This is a genomic window from Pseudomonas sp. F220 (assembly GCF_057813935.1).
This window is the reverse complement of sequence record NZ_JBVASJ010000004.1, coordinates 1-16,882: the sequence shown is the minus strand read 5'-3', so window position 1 is coordinate 16,882 and position 16,882 is coordinate 1. Positions and strand designations below refer to the sequence as shown.

The window sequence follows — 16,882 nt, the reverse complement described above, 5'->3', positions numbered from 1 at the left end:
TCTCAAGTGGCGACCCGTAGAAGTGGGCACCGTGTGGGTATCAGGCGCGCCAGTGGCTAAACCAATACCCAAAATAAAAGCTGACCGGTGCACAGACGTTGCTCACTCGGGCAGCCGTAACCGAGCGCAGGGCGCTGGCGGTGTGACGAAGCTGTGAGGGTGTATGCAACATGGTGTGTCTCCGATGAATGCACCGAGCTTACTCGAGGCGGGGGCAGGGGTTCAATCAGAAAATTCTATTAGGAGAGTGGTGTGGTTTCTATGGCTTAAGTGGCGAGATACTTTGTGACACACTCATATCCTTCAACGAGAGCTGTGACCAAGGACGAAACATGACGACATTGACTATCGCCGCTGCTCAATCGATCTCCATAGCCGGTGATCTTCAAGCCAATATCGCCAGGCATCTGCGCTTCATCGAGATCGCAGCCGAGCAGGGTGTGCAGTTATTGGTGTTTCCCGAGTTGTCGCTGACCGGCTATGAACGCAGTCTGGCTGCCGAATTGGCGGTGCTGCCTGACGCCGCAGCTCTGCAGCCTTTGCGGGACTTTGCCCGGGAAGTCGGCGTGACCACGGTCGTCGGTATGCCGATTCGACTGTCAGTGGATTCGGATGTGTTGATTGGCGCATTGGTCCTGGCTGCCGATGGCTCACTCGGGATTTACAGCAAGCAGCATTTGCACCCGGGAGAGGAGGTGGCGTTTGCCCCGGGTTCGGGTGGCTCGATGTTGGCTATCGGTAACGATAAGGTCTCTCTGGCGGTCTGCGCAGACTTTTCCCATGCCAGTCATGCTCAGCAGGCTGCGGATTCAGGTGCAGATATCTACGCAGCGGGCGTGTTGATCACCGAAAACGGGTATGCCCCAGATACAGCGCTGCTGCAGGGCTACGCTGCCGAGCATTCGATGACGGTATTGATGGCCAACCACGGCGGTGTGACTGGCGGCTGGGAGTCGGCAGGACGTAGCGCCATCTGGGCGTCGAACGGCGAACTGATTGTCGCCGCACCGGGTGTTGGCGATGCGCTGTTGGTTGCTCGCCGCGATGCCAATGGATGGGCTGGCCAGGTTGTGGCTGTCGCGGGTGTGTGAGGGATGTAGAGATGGATTTTGAGTTACGTCCTGCCTCATCCGCAGACCTGCGCTTCGCTCGGGAACTGACCTGCGAAACGATGCTGCGCTATTATATTCAGCACGATCTACGGTGGCAGGACGAAGCGTTTGACGTGGCGTGGGCCGGTCGGGAGAACTGGCTGATTTGCCAAGGCGAATCGGTGCTGGGTTTCCTCAGTCTGAGTCGCGATGCGAAGGCTTTGTACATTCGTGAGCTACATGTGATCGAGGCCGAGCGCTGCAAGGGGGCAGGAAGTTGGGCGGTCGAGCGGGTGTTTTCGATGGCTCGCGAAGAGCGGCGGTCTTCGTTGCGTCTTACCGTCTTCAAGAATAATCCGGCACAAGTTTTGTACCAGCGGATGGGATTGAGCGTTGTGGGTGAAGAGGACTGTTTCTTGAGGATGGAGCGAATGTGCTCCGCTGCACCATAGCGGCTTTATGCTGCGCGCGTTTTTCCCGCGTCCATGGCATGACGCGTTGCGATGGTCAGGACAGCATTTTGAGTAAATCGAGTGCTACTGTCGATTAAGCGCATACTGAACCTTCAGGCCTGCTCCTGACCCTGCTGCTCGGTGTCCTCCATGATGACACCATCTTTCATGCCCAACAGGACCGCCACCTTGTGGGCTTCTCCACGCCGTCCCTTCTTGCGCCCAGCGAGCACTTGATAAGTAGTGGCCGGATCAACGCCATGCTCACGAGCAAATTGTTGAACGGATTTACCTTGATGTTCCAGCCAAGCCTTGGCTTGTGCGGCAGTGCGAATACCGGGCATAGTTCAAAACCGTTCAAAAATGTTCAATGAGCATTAAGTGTGGCACCCCGAGGGGTGCATAAAATGGGATCATACATCCAAATGAGTGGAATCGGTTCGCGGTTGAGGCAGGAAAGAGAGCGACTTGGGCTATCGCAGAAAGTTTTTGGCGAAATCGGAGGCGTTGAAGCTAACGCGCAAGGTAAATACGAAAATGGTGGACGCGCGCCCAAAGCAGATTACTTGTCCCGAGTGGCCGAGAGGGGTGTGGATATTCTGTATGTGTTAACGGGAAATCCGACCCCGACGCTGATCGAGAATCTCAGCAAAATAGAAGCTAAGGTACTGGGTAGCTATCGGGTGCTCTTCAAGGAAGATCAGGACGCGATTCGCAGATTGACGATGACGCTGGCAGAATTCTCGACTGCCAACGGTATGAAAAGTCGAGCTGAGTCGTATGAATCCTGATCGACCAAGGTAAGTTGAATGCGCCTGTCGCTCGGCAGGCGTTCAAAGCGTATTGATACTCTTTATATGACGCTTGTAGCTAGGTCTGCCCGCCGGTTTTTTGCTAAGGTGTCCGGCAACCAATAAGACCATATCGCGAGGTGTCTGCTTGATTAGGGTGCTAGTGGTCGATGATCACGATCTCGTTCGTACAGGCATTACACGGATGCTGGCTGACATCGATGGGCTGCAAGTAGTCGGCCAGGCTGAGTCAGGGGAGGAATCCCTGCTCAAGGCGCGGGAGTTGAAGCCTGATGTGGTACTGATGGATGTCAAGATGCCCGGGATCGGCGGTCTTGAAGCCACGCGCAAAATGCTGCGCAGTCATCCGGATATCAAAGTCGTTGCCGTCACGGTGTGTGAAGAGGATCCGTTCCCCACGCGACTGTTACAGGCGGGTGCGGCAGGTTATCTGACCAAGGGTGCTGCCCTGGCGGAAATGGTTCAGGCTATTCGCCTGGTGTTTGCCGGGCAACGCTACATCAGCCCGCAAATTGCGCAACAACTGGCGATCAAGTCTTTTCAGCCAACCTGTGATACACCGTTCGATGCACTTTCAGAGCGGGAAATCCAGATCGCCTTAATGATCGTCGGCTGTCAGAAAGTTCAGATCATTTCCGACAAGTTGTGCCTGTCTCCGAAAACCGTGAATACCTACCGTTACCGCATTTTCGAGAAGCTCTCGATCAGCAGCGATGTCGAGTTGACGCTGTTGGCTGTCCGTCACGGCATGGTTGATGCCAGCCTCTGACAATGACAGACCTGTTTGATCCAAGTGCTTTTCTCTCGACCTGTAGTGGGCACCCTGGTGTGTATCGCATGTTCGACAGCGGTGCGCGCCTGCTATACGTCGGTAAAGCCAAAAACCTGAAAAAGCGCCTGGCGAGTTATTTTCGCAAGACCGGTCTGGCGCCTAAAACTGCCGCTCTGGTAGGTCGCATCGCTCAGATCGAAACGACGATCACCTCCAATGAAACCGAAGCGTTGCTGCTTGAACAGACGCTGATCAAAGAGTGGCGACCGCCCTACAACATCCTGTTGCGAGACGATAAATCCTATCCGTATGTTTTTCTTTCGGAGGGTGATTTTCCACGTTTGAGCATCCATCGTGGAGCCAAAAAGCAGAAGGGCAAATACTTCGGTCCGTACCCGAGCGCGGGTGCGATTCGTGAGAGCCTGAGCCTGCTGCAGAAAACTTTTTTTGTGCGCCAGTGTGAAGACAGTTTTTATAAAAACCGCACGCGGCCGTGCCTGCAGTACCAGATCAAGCGTTGCAAGGCGCCGTGTGTCGGTCTGGTCGAGCCTGATGTTTATGCCGAAGACGTGCGCCACTCGGTGATGTTCCTCGAAGGCCGCAGCAATGCCCTGACTGACGAATTGTCCAGCGGCATGGAGCTGGCGGCGAGCACGCTGGACTTCGAGCGCGCCGCTGAACTGCGTGACCAGATTTCCCTGCTGCGACGGGTTCAGGATCAGCAGAGCATGGAAGGCGGGACCGGTGATGTGGACGTGATCGCTGCGTTCGTCAATCCGGGAGGCGCGTGCGTTCACTTGATCAGCGTGCGTGGCGGTCGGGTACTGGGTAGCAAGAACTTCTTTCCGCAAGTCGGTATTGAAGAGGAGGTGGCCGAGGTCATGGCGGCGTTCCTCGGCCAGTATTTCATCAGCAGCCCTGAGCGGGACCTGCCGAGCGAGCTGATCGTCAACGTTGTCCATGAAGATTTCCCTGCGTTGATTGCGGCCATCGAAGAGCTACGCGGTCGCGAGCTGACCATTAGTCACAGGGTTCGAGGGACAAGGGCGCGTTGGCAGCAATTAGCTGTGACAAACGCCGAGCAGGCATTGAACGCCCGTTTGGCCAACCGCCAACATGTTGCCGCGCGGTTTGAGGCGCTGGCTGAAGTACTGAATCTGGATGAACCGCCGCAACGGCTCGAGTGCTATGACATCAGTCACTCCAGTGGTGAAGCTACGGTGGCCTCCTGCGTAGTCTTTGGCCCTGAGGGTCCGCTCAAGTCTGATTATCGTCGCTACAACATCGAAGGCGTGACGCCAGGTGATGACTATGCGGCGATGCATCAGGCACTGACTCGGCGTTTCAGCAAGCTAAAGGACGGCGAGGGCAAACTGCCGGATATTCTTCTGGTGGACGGCGGTAAAGGCCAGTTGTCCATGGCTCGAGACGTACTCAATGAGCTGGCCGTGCCTGACCTGATTTTGCTGGGTGTCGCCAAAGGGGCGACGCGCAAGGCCGGTTTCGAGACGCTTTACCTCAATGACGCTGCCCATGAGTTCACGTTGCGTGGCGATTCCCCGGCACTGCATTTGATTCAGCAGATACGCGATGAGGCCCACCGTTTTGCTATTACCGGGCACCGCGCACGGCGAGGCAAAACCCGTCGTACGTCAACGCTTGAGGGGATCGCAGGCGTTGGGCCTAAACGTCGGCGCGAACTTTTGAAACATTTTGGTGGATTGCAGGAGCTGTCTCGTGCCAGCATCGAAGAGATCGCCAAAGCACCGGGGATCAGTAAAAAGCTCGCTGAGTTGATTTATGCAAACCTGCACAGCGAGTAGAATGCCAACTCACCTCGTAGCCAGTTGTGCCGATGAATATCCCTAATCTGATTACCGTCTTACGCGTTCTGCTCATTCCGATCTTCATTTTGCTGTTTTATCTGCCCTACCAATGGAGCTTCATGGCGTCCAGTTCAGTTTTCGCTTTTGCCGCCGCAACGGACTGGCTGGATGGGTACCTGGCGCGTCGCCTGGAGCAAAGCACACCGTTCGGGGCATTTCTTGATCCGGTGGCCGACAAACTAATGGTGGCAGTGGCCTTGGTGCTGCTGGTGCAAGAACATGCCAATTTGTGGCTCACGTTACCGGCAGCGGTGATCATCGGTCGCGAAATCGTGGTCTCTGCCTTACGAGAGTGGATGGCAGAGATCGGGGCGCGTGCTCATGTTGCGGTATCGAACATGGGCAAATGGAAAACCGCCGCACAGATGCTGGCGCTGGTTATTTTGCTGGCCAATCCCCCTGATTTCAGCTTCTGGGTCCTGGTAGGTTATGCATTGCTGCTAATTGCCGCGGGGCTGACGTTGTGGTCCATGCTGCAATATTTGCGAGCGGCCTGGCCGCATCTCAAGACCACCACGGAAAAGAAATAAAACTTTTTTGAATCAAGGGGTTGACGTGGCATCTGAATTCTATAGAATGCGCCACACCAAGACGCGGGAATAGCTCAGTTGGTAGAGCACGACCTTGCCAAGGTCGGGGTCGCGAGTTCGAGTCTCGTTTCCCGCTCCAAGCATTAAAAAATGGATCTCTGAAAAGAGGTCCATTTTTTTGGTCCATAGAAAAGTCTTTCTTTGGCTCTTCCAGCGACATCTTCTGAAAACACTCAAGTCCAGCCCCAATGGGTACAGTCCAGTACATCAATCCGATGCTGGGTAGATCGGATTTGGAAAGTGATTCGCTCATCCCGAAACCTCGGCATCTGCATCACTTTTCAGACCAGCATCAGTCGCCAAAACTCGACAATTTCACGACCGACACGCCGCAGCCTGGACAGCCTCCGTTCCTTGGTTACAACGTGTCGGCAGATACGATCGGCGGTGACAGTACCCGATAGCCGCTGGGCAGCCTCTGGCGCAATCCGTTGCCAGCGCGGCGTGCTCGGGTCGATGTTGTCCATGCCGTCTGTCCTCGGTTCGGGTTGCAGATCAGTCGGCGTCAGGAGCAAAGGCCTGCCAGTAGTCCTGGCAGCTGATTTGCTCCTGGTAGGTCTGTACATGATCCGCCGCCAGTCCCAGCAATTCGCTGACGGTGCGACCGCGAGCCGCCAGATAGTGGTCGAGTTCGTCGATGGCTCGCCCCAGCATCGGGTAGCCACCGGTGAAGACGGCGGATGTCATTTCTGTTGCGCAGGCCCCGGCCAACAGGAAGCGGGCAACATCCAGACCGTTGCGTGCACCGTTGGTGGCGATCAGCGGGAAGTCCGGACCGAGCTTCTTGCGGGTGAGCATCAACCAGCGGGCGGTCAGGGGCAGGGCCCAACTTCCTCCGATCGCCGCCGAAGTGCCGAGCAGTGGCCGCTCGGTTTCCAGGTCGGGTAGAAACCCCATGAAGCGTCCCATCATGACCACGCTCTCGGCACCGCCCCGGCGGGCGGCTTCGGCCAGGCCGACGACGTTTTCGCTCTGTCCGGTCAGCTTGATCCATAGCGGTAAATTCGTGGCCTGACGAATCCGCCGTACGATCTGTTCGATTCGGTCGGCGTCGCGCTCCAGCACAATGGCACCCTTGGCGGCCTCTTCACCGTGGGGTGCGCCGATGTTGAGCTCCAGTACTCGTAAACCGGTTTGCTCGATTTGTTCCGCGAAGCGCGCGCACTGCTCAAGGTCGCTGAGGATCAGACTCGGTACGACATAGGCGTCCTGGCTGTTGGCCTGACGATCCAGTACGGCCAGCTCATCGATCCAGCCCTCGAAGTCACGCTGTACCAGCCCGGAGCGGCCGAACACAGAGGGGACAGCTGGCACCGCCATTGGGCCTGGCCAGCAGTACTCAGCCGAGGCCAAGCTGGGCAATGGCATTATTGACCGACTTACCGGGCCAGACACGGCGGCTCAATGAAGAGCTCCTACCAACGCAACTCAATGGCATTTTTCGCGCCCGGCTGGATGCTGCTGCCCAAGCGTGCGCACTCGCGAGAAAGGGTGTCGTGCAGCCATTGAATGTCATCCCCTTCGGCGCGACAGATGCGGAAGCGACGCAGGCGGGTGGGTATCAGGTCCAGCGACTGCAGGTGCCCGCCCGAGCCCAGCGAGGCAAAGTATAGAAGTCCCAGGTCGCCGCGAAAGGCGGTGTGGTCTTCGATGCCTTCGTAATCGTTCAGGAGATCACCGCAGCCATAGAGAATCAGGCGTTCGCGGTACACTTCGATGCCCTTGACGTGGTGCGAGGAATGCCCGTGCACCACGTCAACTCCGGCCTCGTCGATCAAGGCATGGGCGAACCGGACCTGCTCCCGCGGGATATCGAACCCCCAGTTGCCGCCCCAGTGAATGGAGGCGACCACCAGATCCCCCGGATTTTTGCCCTGGAGAATCCGTTTGGCCACAGGGCGCAGGCTTTGCATCGACAGATCCTCCAGCCGCGCGACGCCCGCGCGCCTATCCGTGGCGGCCCAGTCCGGCGTAATGCCGCTGTCGGGTGCGCCGAGGCCAAACACCAGCAAGCGCCGCCCGCCAGGCTGCGGCAGCACGGCGGGCGCTTCAGCAGATTGCCGGTTGTGCCCGGCGCCAGCGCTGCACATGCCGTTGCTCGATAGGGTATCTAGCGTATCGGCCAGGCCGGCTGGCCCCCAGTCCAGCACATGGTTGTTGGCCAGCACGCAGCAGTCGATGCCGGCTGCGCGGATGACCGGGAAGTTCTCCGGGCTCATGCGGTAATTGATGCCCTTTTGCTCCGGTCGTCCGCGGCGGGACACCGCAGTTTCCAGATTGATGATGCGTGCGTGTGGCTGGCGAAGTTCGAACTCATCCAGCGCAGCGCCCCAGACATAGGTGAAATCGACTGGGCGGGGAATCGAGCCATTGAGTCTTTCTGCCAGCCGGACGTAATCGCCGGCATTCTTGACGTAAGACTCGTAAAGCCGCGGATCGCCAGGATGCGGCAGTACTGAGTCGATGCCGCGGGCGGTCATGACGTCGCCGGCGAGAAACAGCTTCAGCGTATCGGTAACAGGGGTCATTGGACCCTCCCGGATATCCCGAATAACGTAAACCGGGGACAGCCCCCGATTAGCTCAGCTGCGGCCCCATCACAATGATCATCCTTCCCGAGATTGCGTCTATTCATATCGGTATTAACGATACTTGCGTCACCTACATCCACGATGCGCACGTCTTCGGCCTGCCAGTACATCACGTCATTTTCGACATCATAGAACCACTGCAGCGAACGAGAGCAGGGCTTGATGCTTTCCGGATGCCATGCGCTCAAAAAACTGTCGCACTCAACTGCTCTTTCGACTTTACGTGGGCCTGGAGAAATGATGATCATAGACTGCGTCAATCGTAAATTCCGATGTGCCCCCGAACAAGAGGTCCGTAATGATTCAGTTGCACGACGTCGACCTGAAACTGCTCAGAGTGTTCAACACTATCGTCAAGAGCGGTGGTTTTTCCGCTGCTCAGGCTACGCTGAACACCGCTCAGTCCACTATTAGCGAGCAAATGGCACATCTCGAGACCCGGCTTGGGGTCAAACTGTGCGAGCGTGGTCGCAGTGGTTTTCGTCTGACCGAGCAGGGAGAGGCGATATACGAAGCTACCCAGCGTCTACTGGGTGCGGTAGATGACTTTTGTGTGGATGCCGACGTACTGAAACGTCAGGTCAGTGGCACCCTCAAACTCGGAGTGATTGACAGCACCATTACCGACCCCGGTTGCCCGCTGAAGCAGACCACCCAGCGGTTTGTGCAACGCGGCCACGAGGTGCACTTGCACGTATACATCGGTACGCCCGCGGAGCTGGAGGAGAAGGTACTCGATGGCCGCCTGCATCTGGCGATCGGGCATTTCCCTTTTCGCGTACCTGGGCTGTCCTATTCGCCCTTGTACCAGGAAAGTCATGGTTTTTTCTGTGGACGCAACCATGGGTTGTTCAGCGCAGAGGGGCCAAAGGTCAACCTGCTTGAGCGCATCGCCGTCAGCCGGGTGGTCGCGCGCGGTTACCTGCAACAGCGCGATCTACAGGCGCTGGGTGTGGAAAAGGCAGCTGCCACGGTAGACAACGTCGAGGCTCAGGCGATGTTGATTCTATCCGGGGCTTATGCCGGTTTTTTACCTGAACACTACGCCCGACAGTGGGTTGAGTCCGGCGACCTTAAACATCTGGAGCCGGGGCGCCTTCGCTTGCTCTCGACCTTCGAAATCATCACCCGGCGCGGGGTCACGCCACCTCTGATTTTGAGAGCATTCCTGGACGAGCTGATGCAGTCCACCCGCGCGCTGACGTCACCCCATTGAACCTACCACTATCACGCGAATGGCCTTGACGCGTTGCCGGGACAATCCTCCGGGGCTTATGGGCGTTTCGATTTCGTTCCGCTGGAGCGTTACCGCTCCACAGGCACGCGAGCCCCGCCCGCCGTGGATTGAGGCTGCCCAGTAGCGCTGAAAGTCGTCCATGGGCGGATCGATATCATTCCGAATGATTCGAATGATTATTCAATTATTATTTTAACTCTATGATTTATAGGAAAATAATTCGATTGGCATAGCCCTTGCTCTTGTTCAATAAGCCGAGTCGTCCCCGCGGACGCTTGTTTGTCCTGCTCCAGGACATATTGATAACAAGAGGGAAATTTATGAGCACTCTGCGTTTTACTCCTGAGCATGAATGGCTGCGTTTAGAGTCATCCGGTGAGCTCACCGTTGGCATCAGCAACTTTGCCCAAGAAGCGCTGGGCGATGTAGTTTTTGTGCAGTTACCGGATTTGGGGCGGTTCAGCGAAGGCCACGAAGTCGCGGTGCTGGAATCGGTGAAAGCCGCCAGCAACATCACCATGCCGCTGACTGGCGAAGTAGTCGCAGTCAATCAAGCACTGGCCGACGACCCCGCACTGGTCAATACCTCACCGATGGATGACGGCTGGTTCTTCCGCATTCGCATCGACGCTCTCGACGGTCTGCTGGATCAAGACGGCTATGACCGCTTCCTGGCCGACAACGCTTGAGCCGGGGTGCCGACATGAGCAACGTACAAATCCCGCTGGGGATCGATAGACAACCCCAACCGCTGCAGCCCGGAGTGAAACTACGCGGTGCCGATAAAGTGGCACGTATTCCGGTAAAAATTCTTCCCACCGAAGACGTACCGCGCAAACCCGATTGGATTCGCGTGCCGATATCGGCGTCACCCGAGGTGGCGCGGATCAAGGCGTTGCTGCGCAAGCACAAGCTTCACAGCGTCTGTGAGGAAGCCTCCTGCCCGAACCTGGGTGAGTGCTTTTCCGGCGGCACAGCGACGTTCATGATCATGGGCGATATCTGCACTCGCCGTTGCCCTTTTTGCGACGTTGGTCACGGTCGACCCAAGCCATTGGACCTGGATGAGCCCAAGCATCTGGCGACCGCTATCGCCGACCTGCGCCTGAAGTATGTGGTGATCACTTCGGTAGATCGCGACGACCTGCGCGATGGCGGTGCCCGGCACTTTGCTGACTGTTTACGTGAAATCCGCACGTTGTCGCCGGACGTCCTGCTGGAAACCCTGGTACCGGATTATCGGGGGCGCATGGATGTGGCACTGGCGATCACCGAGCAGGAGCCACCCGATGTGTTCAACCATAACCTGGAAACTGTTCCGCGCTTGTACAAGGCTGCGCGCCCGGGCTCGGATTTCGCGTGGTCGCTGGCGTTGCTGCAGAACTTCAAAAACCGCGTACCCAAGGTGCCGACCAAGTCCGGCCTGATGCTGGGGTTGGGCGAAACTGACGACGAGGTGATCGAGGTGATGCAGCGTATGCGAGAACATCATGTCGACATGCTGACACTTGGCCAGTACCTGCAACCGTCTCGCAGTCACTTGCCGGTGCAGCGCTTCGTTCATCCGGACACCTTTGCCTGGTTCGCCGAAATGGGGTTGCGGATGGGGTTCAAGAATGTCGCCTCCGGGCCATTGGTGAGATCGTCCTACCATGCCGATCAGCAGTTCACGACAGCCGCAGTCGCTGATCCTGGCCTTGAGCCGGAACGGACTTGATCCTGGCCCGAATCTGAATTCCACCAGCAGTCGGAGGTGCCGATAAGCCGCTTACTTCGCTTACTCAGATACAAGCATCTGAGATTGGGGATGTTAGGTATTTTTGCTCCGTTCTTATAATGAGCCACCGCCGCTCAGAGGCTTCATGAGTCGCAGTCGACCCCGTATGGGCGGTTGAAAAATACCCAATAGAACTGATTTTTGGATGGAGGATTTACTGGAAAAATGTGCTTAATAAAAACAAGCCTTGATAGATAATTATAATCTGACTTGTTTCGGTTTCAATATTGGCATTCTGCTTAGCTGGATAATAAAAGCGGCGCTTAATTAATTTAAAATTATTGGGCGTTATAAGATCTTCTATAGCTCAGAGTCTGAAAAATGAACCTCTATGAAATAATCGGTTATGACCGCGATGGAACCGTTCGTGAGTTGGATACGGCTCTTAACAAGGCGACGCTCAATACTAGGGATGTAACTTTTTCGGCGCTTGGATTCAATGCGCCAGGCTGGATCGCTGCCTCTTCAATGTCGATTCTTTACTCTATATCAGGCCACCATGCGCCGTTGGCCATTTTGATTGCGTACTTCTTTCCGATGTTGGTGATGGCCTTTTGCATGATCTCGCTCACTCGACAGGCGCCGTCAGCGGGTGGGATTTTCACATTCACGACACGATTTCTGCATCCCGGTGTAGGAACTGTGCTCGGCTGGGCGTATGCGGTTGCGTGCACGGCGGTGATGGCAATGTGCGCCATCATCGGGACTGAATACATACAGGCGCTGATCCCGGCAGTGGGTGGATTGCTGAACTCCAAAATGATTGGGACGGGCCTGATCCTGATCTTCCTGGTCATTTCCTGCAAAGGAGTCAATGCCACGGCCAAAGTGGCCAGCGTCTTTCTGGTCTTCGAAATCAGCGTTGTCGCTGGACTCGGGTTGATGGGGCTTATCAATCCACAGGTTAAGGATCTGTCAATCACCTCCATGTATTCGTTGGAGGGCGCAGGTGGCTGGTCCGCGATTGGACCGGGTGTGCTGTTTGGCGTATGGATGCTCGCCAACTTCGACTCGGCGATCAACTACATTGAAGAGTCGCGCATTCCGGTTCGCACTGTTCAACGCTCCATGCTGCTCGTTCTGACTTCAGCATTCCTCATTTACAGCCTCGCGGCTATCGGCTGGCAGTTCGCAGTGCCTGTAGAGACATTGGCTGCAATCATCGAAGACGGTAATGGTGGACCGATCGCCGCTGTCGCCAATGTCTACTTGCCCCCTGCCATGGCCTGGATCGCATTGTTCGTCGTCATCACATCGGCATGCGCTGGATTGCAAATTTCCTCAAGCGCAGCTGCTCGTACGCTCTACCGAATGAGTGAGGAAGGGCATCTGCCAGTAGCGCTGCGATCAGTCAACAAATCGAGGTCTCCTTGGCTGGCCAGCGTGATCGTTTCGGCCGTAGCCATCGCGCTGCTCTGGTGGAAACCTCTGGATAAGATCTCGTGGTACTACGACGTAGTGACCATCACGCTGGTGATGTCCTACATGGCCGCAATCGCAGCTTTCATTGCGATGACCTGGCGACGTCACAGTTTCGGGTTGTCGTTGGCACTGTCGATCCCGGCGTCTCTCGCAATCCTTGTGCTGGGATACATCGGTTATACCGCAGGGGCGAATCCGGTTTCTCCGGAGGATCAGTACACCGCTTGGTACCTTGGAGCGCTGACAATCTTGTCTGGCGTATTGATCCTGATTGGGCGGTCGTATGTTTCCAAGCGAACGGTGCTTTCTCAGGTACAAAGCCCGTCGTGATACTGAAGTTAATACAGACCTTCAATGTGACGACCTGCTTTAGCTGAACATAACAGCGTTACTTCGATAACAACTCTTCACATAGAACATGGGGGCGCTTTAGTGATGGCCGCTATTCGCCGAGCCTGCAAGTCACTCTAATTAAAGATATAGGTGAGCTTATGAAGCGTGTTGTAGTCATCACTGGAGCCGGGAAGGGTATTGGGCTGGCGACCGCCAAGCGCTTTGCTGCAAGTGGGGATCATTTGGTACTGAACTACTTCGATTCCAACGATCAACTGGAAGCGGTGATCGCTATCGCCGAAGAAAACGGTGGAGATGGATTCACTGTTCAAGCGGATGTCAGTGATCCTGAAGCTGCAGCCGGAATCATCCGGGAGGCAGAGCGTCGTTATGGGCGGGTCGACATCCTTGTCAATAATGCCGGGCGGCTGGTTTCGGCCACTGTTGCACAGACGACCTGGGCACAGTGGGAGCAGATGATCAGCACCAATCTCGGAGGTACCTGGGCCTGTATGCAGGCGGTATTGCCGGGCATGCTGGCACGTGGTCAAGGGCGGATTATCAATATCAGCTCTGAGTTGGGGCTGATTGGATTTGCGACCTACGCAGCCTACTGCGCCTCTAAGGGCGGGGTGATTGCTCTAACAAAAGCGGTTGCAAAGGAGGTTGCTTCGTCAGGTGTGTTGGTGAACTCGGTGGCACCGGGCCCGATCGAGACGGATATGTTGATCAAGGACACCATCGAATACAACGATGAGACGCGCGAGTCGATTCCATTGAAACGCTTCGGAAAGCCGGAAGAAATTGCGGCCATGGTCGAAGCCCTGGCCGGACCTGCAGGAGATTACATGGTTGGACAGGTAATCAGCCCTAATGGCGGAACCGCGATCTGATGGGCTGCGTCGAGTTTGAACTTCAGTGAGCCCACAGTTCTCCCTGTTAAATAAGTGGCTCTAATACGATTATAATAAGAGGAATACAAAATGAGCGCTGTAATGATTACCGGTGGTCTGGGTTATGTGGGTCGGTACCTGACCAAAAAACTCAGTGAGCAGGGTGTTCATGTGGTTAGTTACAATCGTGACTATTCAGAGGCCAAGTCAGAATTCATGACAGCCGTACAGGGTGAGTTGTTCGATATTCCGAAAATTGTCAGAACCCTCCAGGAATTTGGGATTGATCGTGTCATTCACACGGCGGCGATGTCACACCCTGACTTGTCCATAGAGCTTCCGATCACCACGGTGTCGGCGAATATCGATGGCACCATTCATTTGCTTGAAGCGATGCGCATGGCAGGGGTTAAAAAGCTCGTTAATTTCTCTTCCGAGGCTGTCTATGGGCATGTTGAGGGTGTGGTTAATGAACAAGCGTCGGCCAACCCAACGACACCTTATGGTGTAACCAAACTGGCCACTGAGCATTTTGGCCGGGTCTATAACGAGCTCTATGGTATGGAGGTGATCTCGCTGCGGATTGCGGAAGTGTACGGCCCTGAAAATAAAATGCCGCAAATTCTCAGGGATATACTTAAAGCGGTTCATCGCGGTGAAAAATTCACACTGCCTTCCGGTGGCGACCATCGATTCCATTATATCCATGTGGAAGACGTTGTACGTGCTGTGTTAATAGCGGCTGAAGCTAAAGATATCAAAGGCAGTGTGTTTAATATTGCCGGTGATCGTCCTTGGAGGTTGCATGAAGCCGTCGATATCATCAGGAAGCTGATGCCTGATGCGAATATCGAAATCGGTGGTGGCTATTGGCATTTGGATCGACAGGGGGAGTGGGATCTTAGTGCCGCGGAGCGGGAGTTGGGGTATCGAGCGCAATGGACGCTTGAACAAGGAATCTCACATTATTCCGATTGGCTAATCGATCACGAGTATTGATATCAGTCCTCGGCAACTGTTGCAGTCGTTTTTTTTGGTAATTATTGCAGGCAGGAGTGATCAAGTATGATTAGCAACCCGATTGTTTGGCCAAATGGCGCACGTTGTGCCGTAGCCTTTACCTTTGATATGGACGCAGACAGCATTCTGCATGTGGCACACCCCAAAGACTCAGCGACACGGGTTGCCAGTATTTCAATGCTGCAATACGGTCCTGACGTGGCGGTTCCAAGGATTGTCGAAACGTATCGACGCTTTGATATTAAGCAGACGTTTTTTATCCCGGCCTGGTGTATCGAGCACTATCCCAAAGCCATTGAGGCCATTGTCGAAGGGGGGCACGAGATTGCCCACCATGGCTACATACATGAACATCCAAACGAGTTGAGCCGAGAAGAGGAGGCTTATTGGCTTGATCGCGGCTGCGACACTATTAAGCGCTTTACTGGCCAGGCACCGCGCGGATGGCGGGCACCGCTTTACAATATGTCAGAGCACTCTGCTGACTTGTTGATTGAACGAGGTTTTAGTTATGACGCTTCGTTGATGGGGGATGATATTCCTTATCTGTTGCGTACCGCTGCTGGTGAACTGGTGGAGCTGCCTTCAAGCTGGGCCCTGGATGACTGGCCTCAGTATATGCATAGTATCGACCTTGATTTTCAGATGCCGATTCAATCGCCCCAACGAGCGGTTGAGGTTTTTAAGGCCGAGTTTGATGCGGCGTGGGAGTACGGCGGTCTTTTTATACCGGTTTGGCACCCGTTCCTTTCTGGTCGTCTGTCACGATGGCATGAGGTTACCAAACTGATCGAATACATGATGTCAAAAGGCGATGTTTGGTTTGCTCGTCTGGATGAGATTGCGGCTCATGTTCAGAAAAGTGTAGCCAGTGGCATCTACACACCGCGTATTGACCATTTGCCTTACTATCAAGGGCCGGTAATAGCAAATAAATAGCCCGTTCCAAGCGTAGGTTGTTCTAAGAGGGCAGGTCTGTATTAAATTTTATTCATTCGCGACTCAAGTGTATTGAGAACGGCCATCTTTGGGTGGCCGCTACTCTTACTGATTGCAGATAAAAAGGTAAGGGATATGGACCGTAGCCTAAGAATGAGCTTTATGGTTTCGACTCCAGGAGCGACCTATGAGAGAACCCTCTCTATAACTGAAGTCATTGCAGCTGGCTGGGTAGGCAGGAGTCCAGTCAGCTTGGAAAAGCACATCCAGGAGATGAAGGCGTTAGGTATTGCAAGGCCTGTTACCGTGCCGGTATTTAATCGAGTTGCATATTCCAGATTGACACAGAGCGGTGCAATTGAAGTGCTTGGAGCACACTCTAGTGTCCTGTCTCTTAAATAAGTTTCTAGCCTGAGCTATGCTTCTGTGGTCAGTCAGTACTTGGAGTGATCACATGAACTCTCAGGACATCGTGCTCAGTGAAGACGAACAAATTGAACTGAGTCGACGCATAAGATCGGCCACTATCAGTCAGCGCGACGGTCGTCGGGCGCGGGTGATTTTACTGGCGGCTCAAGGTTGTTCGCGCAACGAGATTGCCCGGTTGACGGGTCTCTCCGTTGTTTCAGTCACTCGCTGGTGCAAGCGTTTTCAAGAGCTGCGTCTGCAAGGCCTGGTGGATCTGCCCGGACGAGGTCGCAAACCATCCTTGCCGGCTGAAGCTTTGAAGCGAACCCTTGAGCAAGTCACTCAGCCGCGTATCGGTCAGCCTCGCTGGAGCTGTCGAAGCATGGCTCGAGTCGCCGGCATTTCATCGGCCAGCGTCCAGCGGATATGGGCCGCCAACGACATAAAGCCGCACCTGACACGCACCTTCAAACTGTCCAATGACCCGGACTTCGAAGCGAAATTCTGGGACGTCATCGGACTGTATCTGGCGCCTCCCGATAAAGCCCTGGTGCTCTGTTGCGATGAGAAGAGCCAGGTTCAAGCCTTGCAGCGCACGCAACCCGGATTGCCATTGGGTATCGGTCATATCCGTACACAAACCCATGACTATGTTCGTC

Annotated in this window: 19 protein-coding genes and 1 tRNA gene; 16 read left to right on the top strand and 4 right to left on the bottom strand. The window is 55.2% G+C overall.

Annotation, left to right across the window (positions count from 1 at the left end; genetic code table 11):
- The first annotated feature begins 332 nt into the window (after positions 1 to 332).
- Both ACZYSM_RS05310 and ACZYSM_RS05305 read left to right on the top strand, forming a co-directional pair.
- Positions 333 to 1,091: a carbon-nitrogen hydrolase family protein gene (locus ACZYSM_RS05310; RefSeq protein ID WP_489069585.1), complete on the top strand. Its 759-nt coding sequence runs from the start codon at positions 333 to 335 to the stop codon at positions 1,089 to 1,091.
- Positions 1,092 to 1,102: 11 nt separating this feature from the next.
- Positions 1,103 to 1,543 (top strand): GNAT family N-acetyltransferase, encoded by a 441-nt coding sequence (locus ACZYSM_RS05305; RefSeq protein ID WP_489069583.1) that lies wholly within the window; start codon positions 1,103 to 1,105, stop codon positions 1,541 to 1,543.
- Positions 1,544 to 1,656: 113 nt separating this feature from the next.
- On the opposite strand, the gene ACZYSM_RS05300 is transcribed toward ACZYSM_RS05305, so the two are convergent.
- Positions 1,657 to 1,887, bottom strand: a complete 231-nt coding sequence (locus ACZYSM_RS05300) for a DNA-binding protein (protein ID WP_489069581.1) — start codon at positions 1,885 to 1,887, stop codon at positions 1,657 to 1,659.
- 81 nt (positions 1,888 to 1,968) lie between these two features.
- Between ACZYSM_RS05300 and ACZYSM_RS05295 the strand changes: the two genes are divergently transcribed.
- The 5 genes from ACZYSM_RS05295 (at position 1,969) to ACZYSM_RS05275 (ending at position 5,682) form a co-directional block, all read left to right on the top strand.
- Entirely contained in the window at positions 1,969 to 2,334 is a 366-nt protein-coding gene (locus ACZYSM_RS05295) for a helix-turn-helix domain-containing protein (protein ID WP_489069579.1), read from the top strand.
- A 148-nt stretch (positions 2,335 to 2,482) separates the two neighbouring features.
- Complete coding sequence (gene gacA, locus ACZYSM_RS05290; protein ID WP_489069577.1) at positions 2,483 to 3,124, top strand: response regulator transcription factor GacA; 642 nt, start codon at positions 2,483 to 2,485, stop codon at positions 3,122 to 3,124.
- 2 nt (positions 3,125 to 3,126) lie between these two features.
- Positions 3,127 to 4,950: an excinuclease ABC subunit UvrC gene (gene uvrC, locus ACZYSM_RS05285; RefSeq protein ID WP_489069575.1), complete on the top strand. Its 1,824-nt coding sequence runs from the start codon at positions 3,127 to 3,129 to the stop codon at positions 4,948 to 4,950.
- 32 nt (positions 4,951 to 4,982) lie between these two features.
- Entirely contained in the window at positions 4,983 to 5,543 is a 561-nt protein-coding gene (pgsA, locus tag ACZYSM_RS05280; RefSeq protein ID WP_489070045.1) for a CDP-diacylglycerol--glycerol-3-phosphate 3-phosphatidyltransferase, read from the top strand.
- 63 nt (positions 5,544 to 5,606) lie between these two features.
- A tRNA-Gly gene (locus tag ACZYSM_RS05275) sits at positions 5,607 to 5,682 on the top strand.
- Between the two features lie 202 nt (positions 5,683 to 5,884).
- On the opposite strand, the gene ACZYSM_RS05270 is transcribed toward ACZYSM_RS05275, so the two are convergent.
- From ACZYSM_RS05270 to ACZYSM_RS05260, 3 genes are all read right to left on the bottom strand, one after another.
- Entirely contained in the window at positions 5,885 to 6,070 is a 186-nt protein-coding gene (locus ACZYSM_RS05270; protein ID WP_489069573.1) for a hypothetical protein, read from the bottom strand.
- Positions 6,071 to 6,098: 28 nt separating this feature from the next.
- Positions 6,099 to 6,923 (bottom strand): tRNA-dihydrouridine synthase, encoded by an 825-nt coding sequence (locus tag ACZYSM_RS05265; protein ID WP_489069571.1) that lies wholly within the window; start codon positions 6,921 to 6,923, stop codon positions 6,099 to 6,101.
- Between the two features lie 95 nt (positions 6,924 to 7,018).
- A complete protein-coding gene (locus ACZYSM_RS05260; RefSeq protein ID WP_489069569.1) occupies positions 7,019 to 8,131 on the bottom strand; it encodes a CapA family protein in 1,113 nt (370 codons plus the stop codon).
- A 361-nt stretch (positions 8,132 to 8,492) separates the two neighbouring features.
- Here ACZYSM_RS05260 and ACZYSM_RS05255 point away from each other — a divergent pair, with 361 nt between their 5' ends.
- From ACZYSM_RS05255 to ACZYSM_RS05215, 9 genes are all read left to right on the top strand, one after another.
- On the top strand, positions 8,493 to 9,410 hold the full coding sequence (locus tag ACZYSM_RS05255; protein WP_489069567.1) for a LysR family transcriptional regulator: 918 nt from the start codon (positions 8,493 to 8,495) through the stop codon (positions 9,408 to 9,410).
- A 341-nt stretch (positions 9,411 to 9,751) separates the two neighbouring features.
- On the top strand, positions 9,752 to 10,120 hold the full coding sequence (gene gcvH / locus ACZYSM_RS05250; protein WP_489069565.1) for a glycine cleavage system protein GcvH: 369 nt from the start codon (positions 9,752 to 9,754) through the stop codon (positions 10,118 to 10,120).
- Between the two features lie 14 nt (positions 10,121 to 10,134).
- A complete protein-coding gene (gene lipA, locus ACZYSM_RS05245; protein WP_489069563.1) occupies positions 10,135 to 11,148 on the top strand; it encodes a lipoyl synthase in 1,014 nt (337 codons plus the stop codon).
- 381 nt (positions 11,149 to 11,529) lie between these two features.
- Complete coding sequence (locus ACZYSM_RS05240; protein WP_489069561.1) at positions 11,530 to 12,960, top strand: APC family permease; 1,431 nt, start codon at positions 11,530 to 11,532, stop codon at positions 12,958 to 12,960.
- Positions 12,961 to 13,121: 161 nt separating this feature from the next.
- Positions 13,122 to 13,856, top strand: coding sequence for an SDR family NAD(P)-dependent oxidoreductase (locus tag ACZYSM_RS05235; RefSeq protein ID WP_489069559.1), 735 nt, complete (start codon positions 13,122 to 13,124; stop codon positions 13,854 to 13,856).
- 90 nt (positions 13,857 to 13,946) lie between these two features.
- A complete protein-coding gene (locus tag ACZYSM_RS05230; protein WP_489069557.1) occupies positions 13,947 to 14,855 on the top strand; it encodes an NAD-dependent epimerase/dehydratase family protein in 909 nt (302 codons plus the stop codon).
- Between the two features lie 66 nt (positions 14,856 to 14,921).
- Positions 14,922 to 15,815, top strand: a complete 894-nt coding sequence (locus ACZYSM_RS05225) for a polysaccharide deacetylase family protein (protein WP_489069555.1) — start codon at positions 14,922 to 14,924, stop codon at positions 15,813 to 15,815.
- 135 nt (positions 15,816 to 15,950) lie between these two features.
- The gene (locus ACZYSM_RS05220) at positions 15,951 to 16,217 is read left to right on the top strand and encodes a DUF2848 family protein (RefSeq protein ID WP_489069553.1); all 267 of its coding nucleotides are present in this window, start codon (positions 15,951 to 15,953) and stop codon (positions 16,215 to 16,217) included.
- Between the two features lie 52 nt (positions 16,218 to 16,269).
- A partial coding sequence (locus ACZYSM_RS05215) for an IS630 family transposase (RefSeq protein ID WP_489069551.1) occupies positions 16,270 to 16,882 on the top strand: 613 nt, incomplete at its 3' end.

Excerpts from the sequence above, each read along its gene's own strand:
- ACZYSM_RS05310 (WP_489069585.1), top strand. The coding sequence starts at position 333 with ATGACGACATTGACTATCGCCGCTGCTCAATCGATCTCCATAGCCGGT.
- pgsA (WP_489070045.1), top strand. The coding sequence starts at position 4,983 with ATGAATATCCCTAATCTGATTACCGTCTTACGCGTTCTGCTCATTCCG.
- ACZYSM_RS05260 (WP_489069569.1), bottom strand. The coding sequence starts at position 8,131 with ATGACCCCTGTTACCGATACGCTGAAGCTGTTTCTCGCCGGCGACGTC.
- uvrC (WP_489069575.1), top strand. The coding sequence starts at position 3,127 with ATGACAGACCTGTTTGATCCAAGTGCTTTTCTCTCGACCTGTAGTGGG.
- ACZYSM_RS05270 (WP_489069573.1), bottom strand. The coding sequence starts at position 6,070 with ATGGACAACATCGACCCGAGCACGCCGCGCTGGCAACGGATTGCGCCA.
- ACZYSM_RS05305 (WP_489069583.1), top strand. The coding sequence starts at position 1,103 with ATGGATTTTGAGTTACGTCCTGCCTCATCCGCAGACCTGCGCTTCGCT.
- ACZYSM_RS05265 (WP_489069571.1), bottom strand. The coding sequence starts at position 6,923 with ATGGCGGTGCCAGCTGTCCCCTCTGTGTTCGGCCGCTCCGGGCTGGTA.
- ACZYSM_RS05230 (WP_489069557.1), top strand. The coding sequence starts at position 13,947 with ATGAGCGCTGTAATGATTACCGGTGGTCTGGGTTATGTGGGTCGGTAC.
- lipA (WP_489069563.1), top strand. The coding sequence starts at position 10,135 with ATGAGCAACGTACAAATCCCGCTGGGGATCGATAGACAACCCCAACCG.
- ACZYSM_RS05240 (WP_489069561.1), top strand. The coding sequence starts at position 11,530 with ATGAACCTCTATGAAATAATCGGTTATGACCGCGATGGAACCGTTCGT.
- ACZYSM_RS05225 (WP_489069555.1), top strand. The coding sequence starts at position 14,922 with ATGATTAGCAACCCGATTGTTTGGCCAAATGGCGCACGTTGTGCCGTA.
- ACZYSM_RS05255 (WP_489069567.1), top strand. The coding sequence starts at position 8,493 with ATGATTCAGTTGCACGACGTCGACCTGAAACTGCTCAGAGTGTTCAAC.
- ACZYSM_RS05235 (WP_489069559.1), top strand. The coding sequence starts at position 13,122 with ATGAAGCGTGTTGTAGTCATCACTGGAGCCGGGAAGGGTATTGGGCTG.
- ACZYSM_RS05295 (WP_489069579.1), top strand. The coding sequence starts at position 1,969 with ATGAGTGGAATCGGTTCGCGGTTGAGGCAGGAAAGAGAGCGACTTGGG.
- ACZYSM_RS05300 (WP_489069581.1), bottom strand. The coding sequence starts at position 1,887 with ATGCCCGGTATTCGCACTGCCGCACAAGCCAAGGCTTGGCTGGAACAT.
- gcvH (WP_489069565.1), top strand. The coding sequence starts at position 9,752 with ATGAGCACTCTGCGTTTTACTCCTGAGCATGAATGGCTGCGTTTAGAG.
- ACZYSM_RS05220 (WP_489069553.1), top strand. The coding sequence starts at position 15,951 with ATGGACCGTAGCCTAAGAATGAGCTTTATGGTTTCGACTCCAGGAGCG.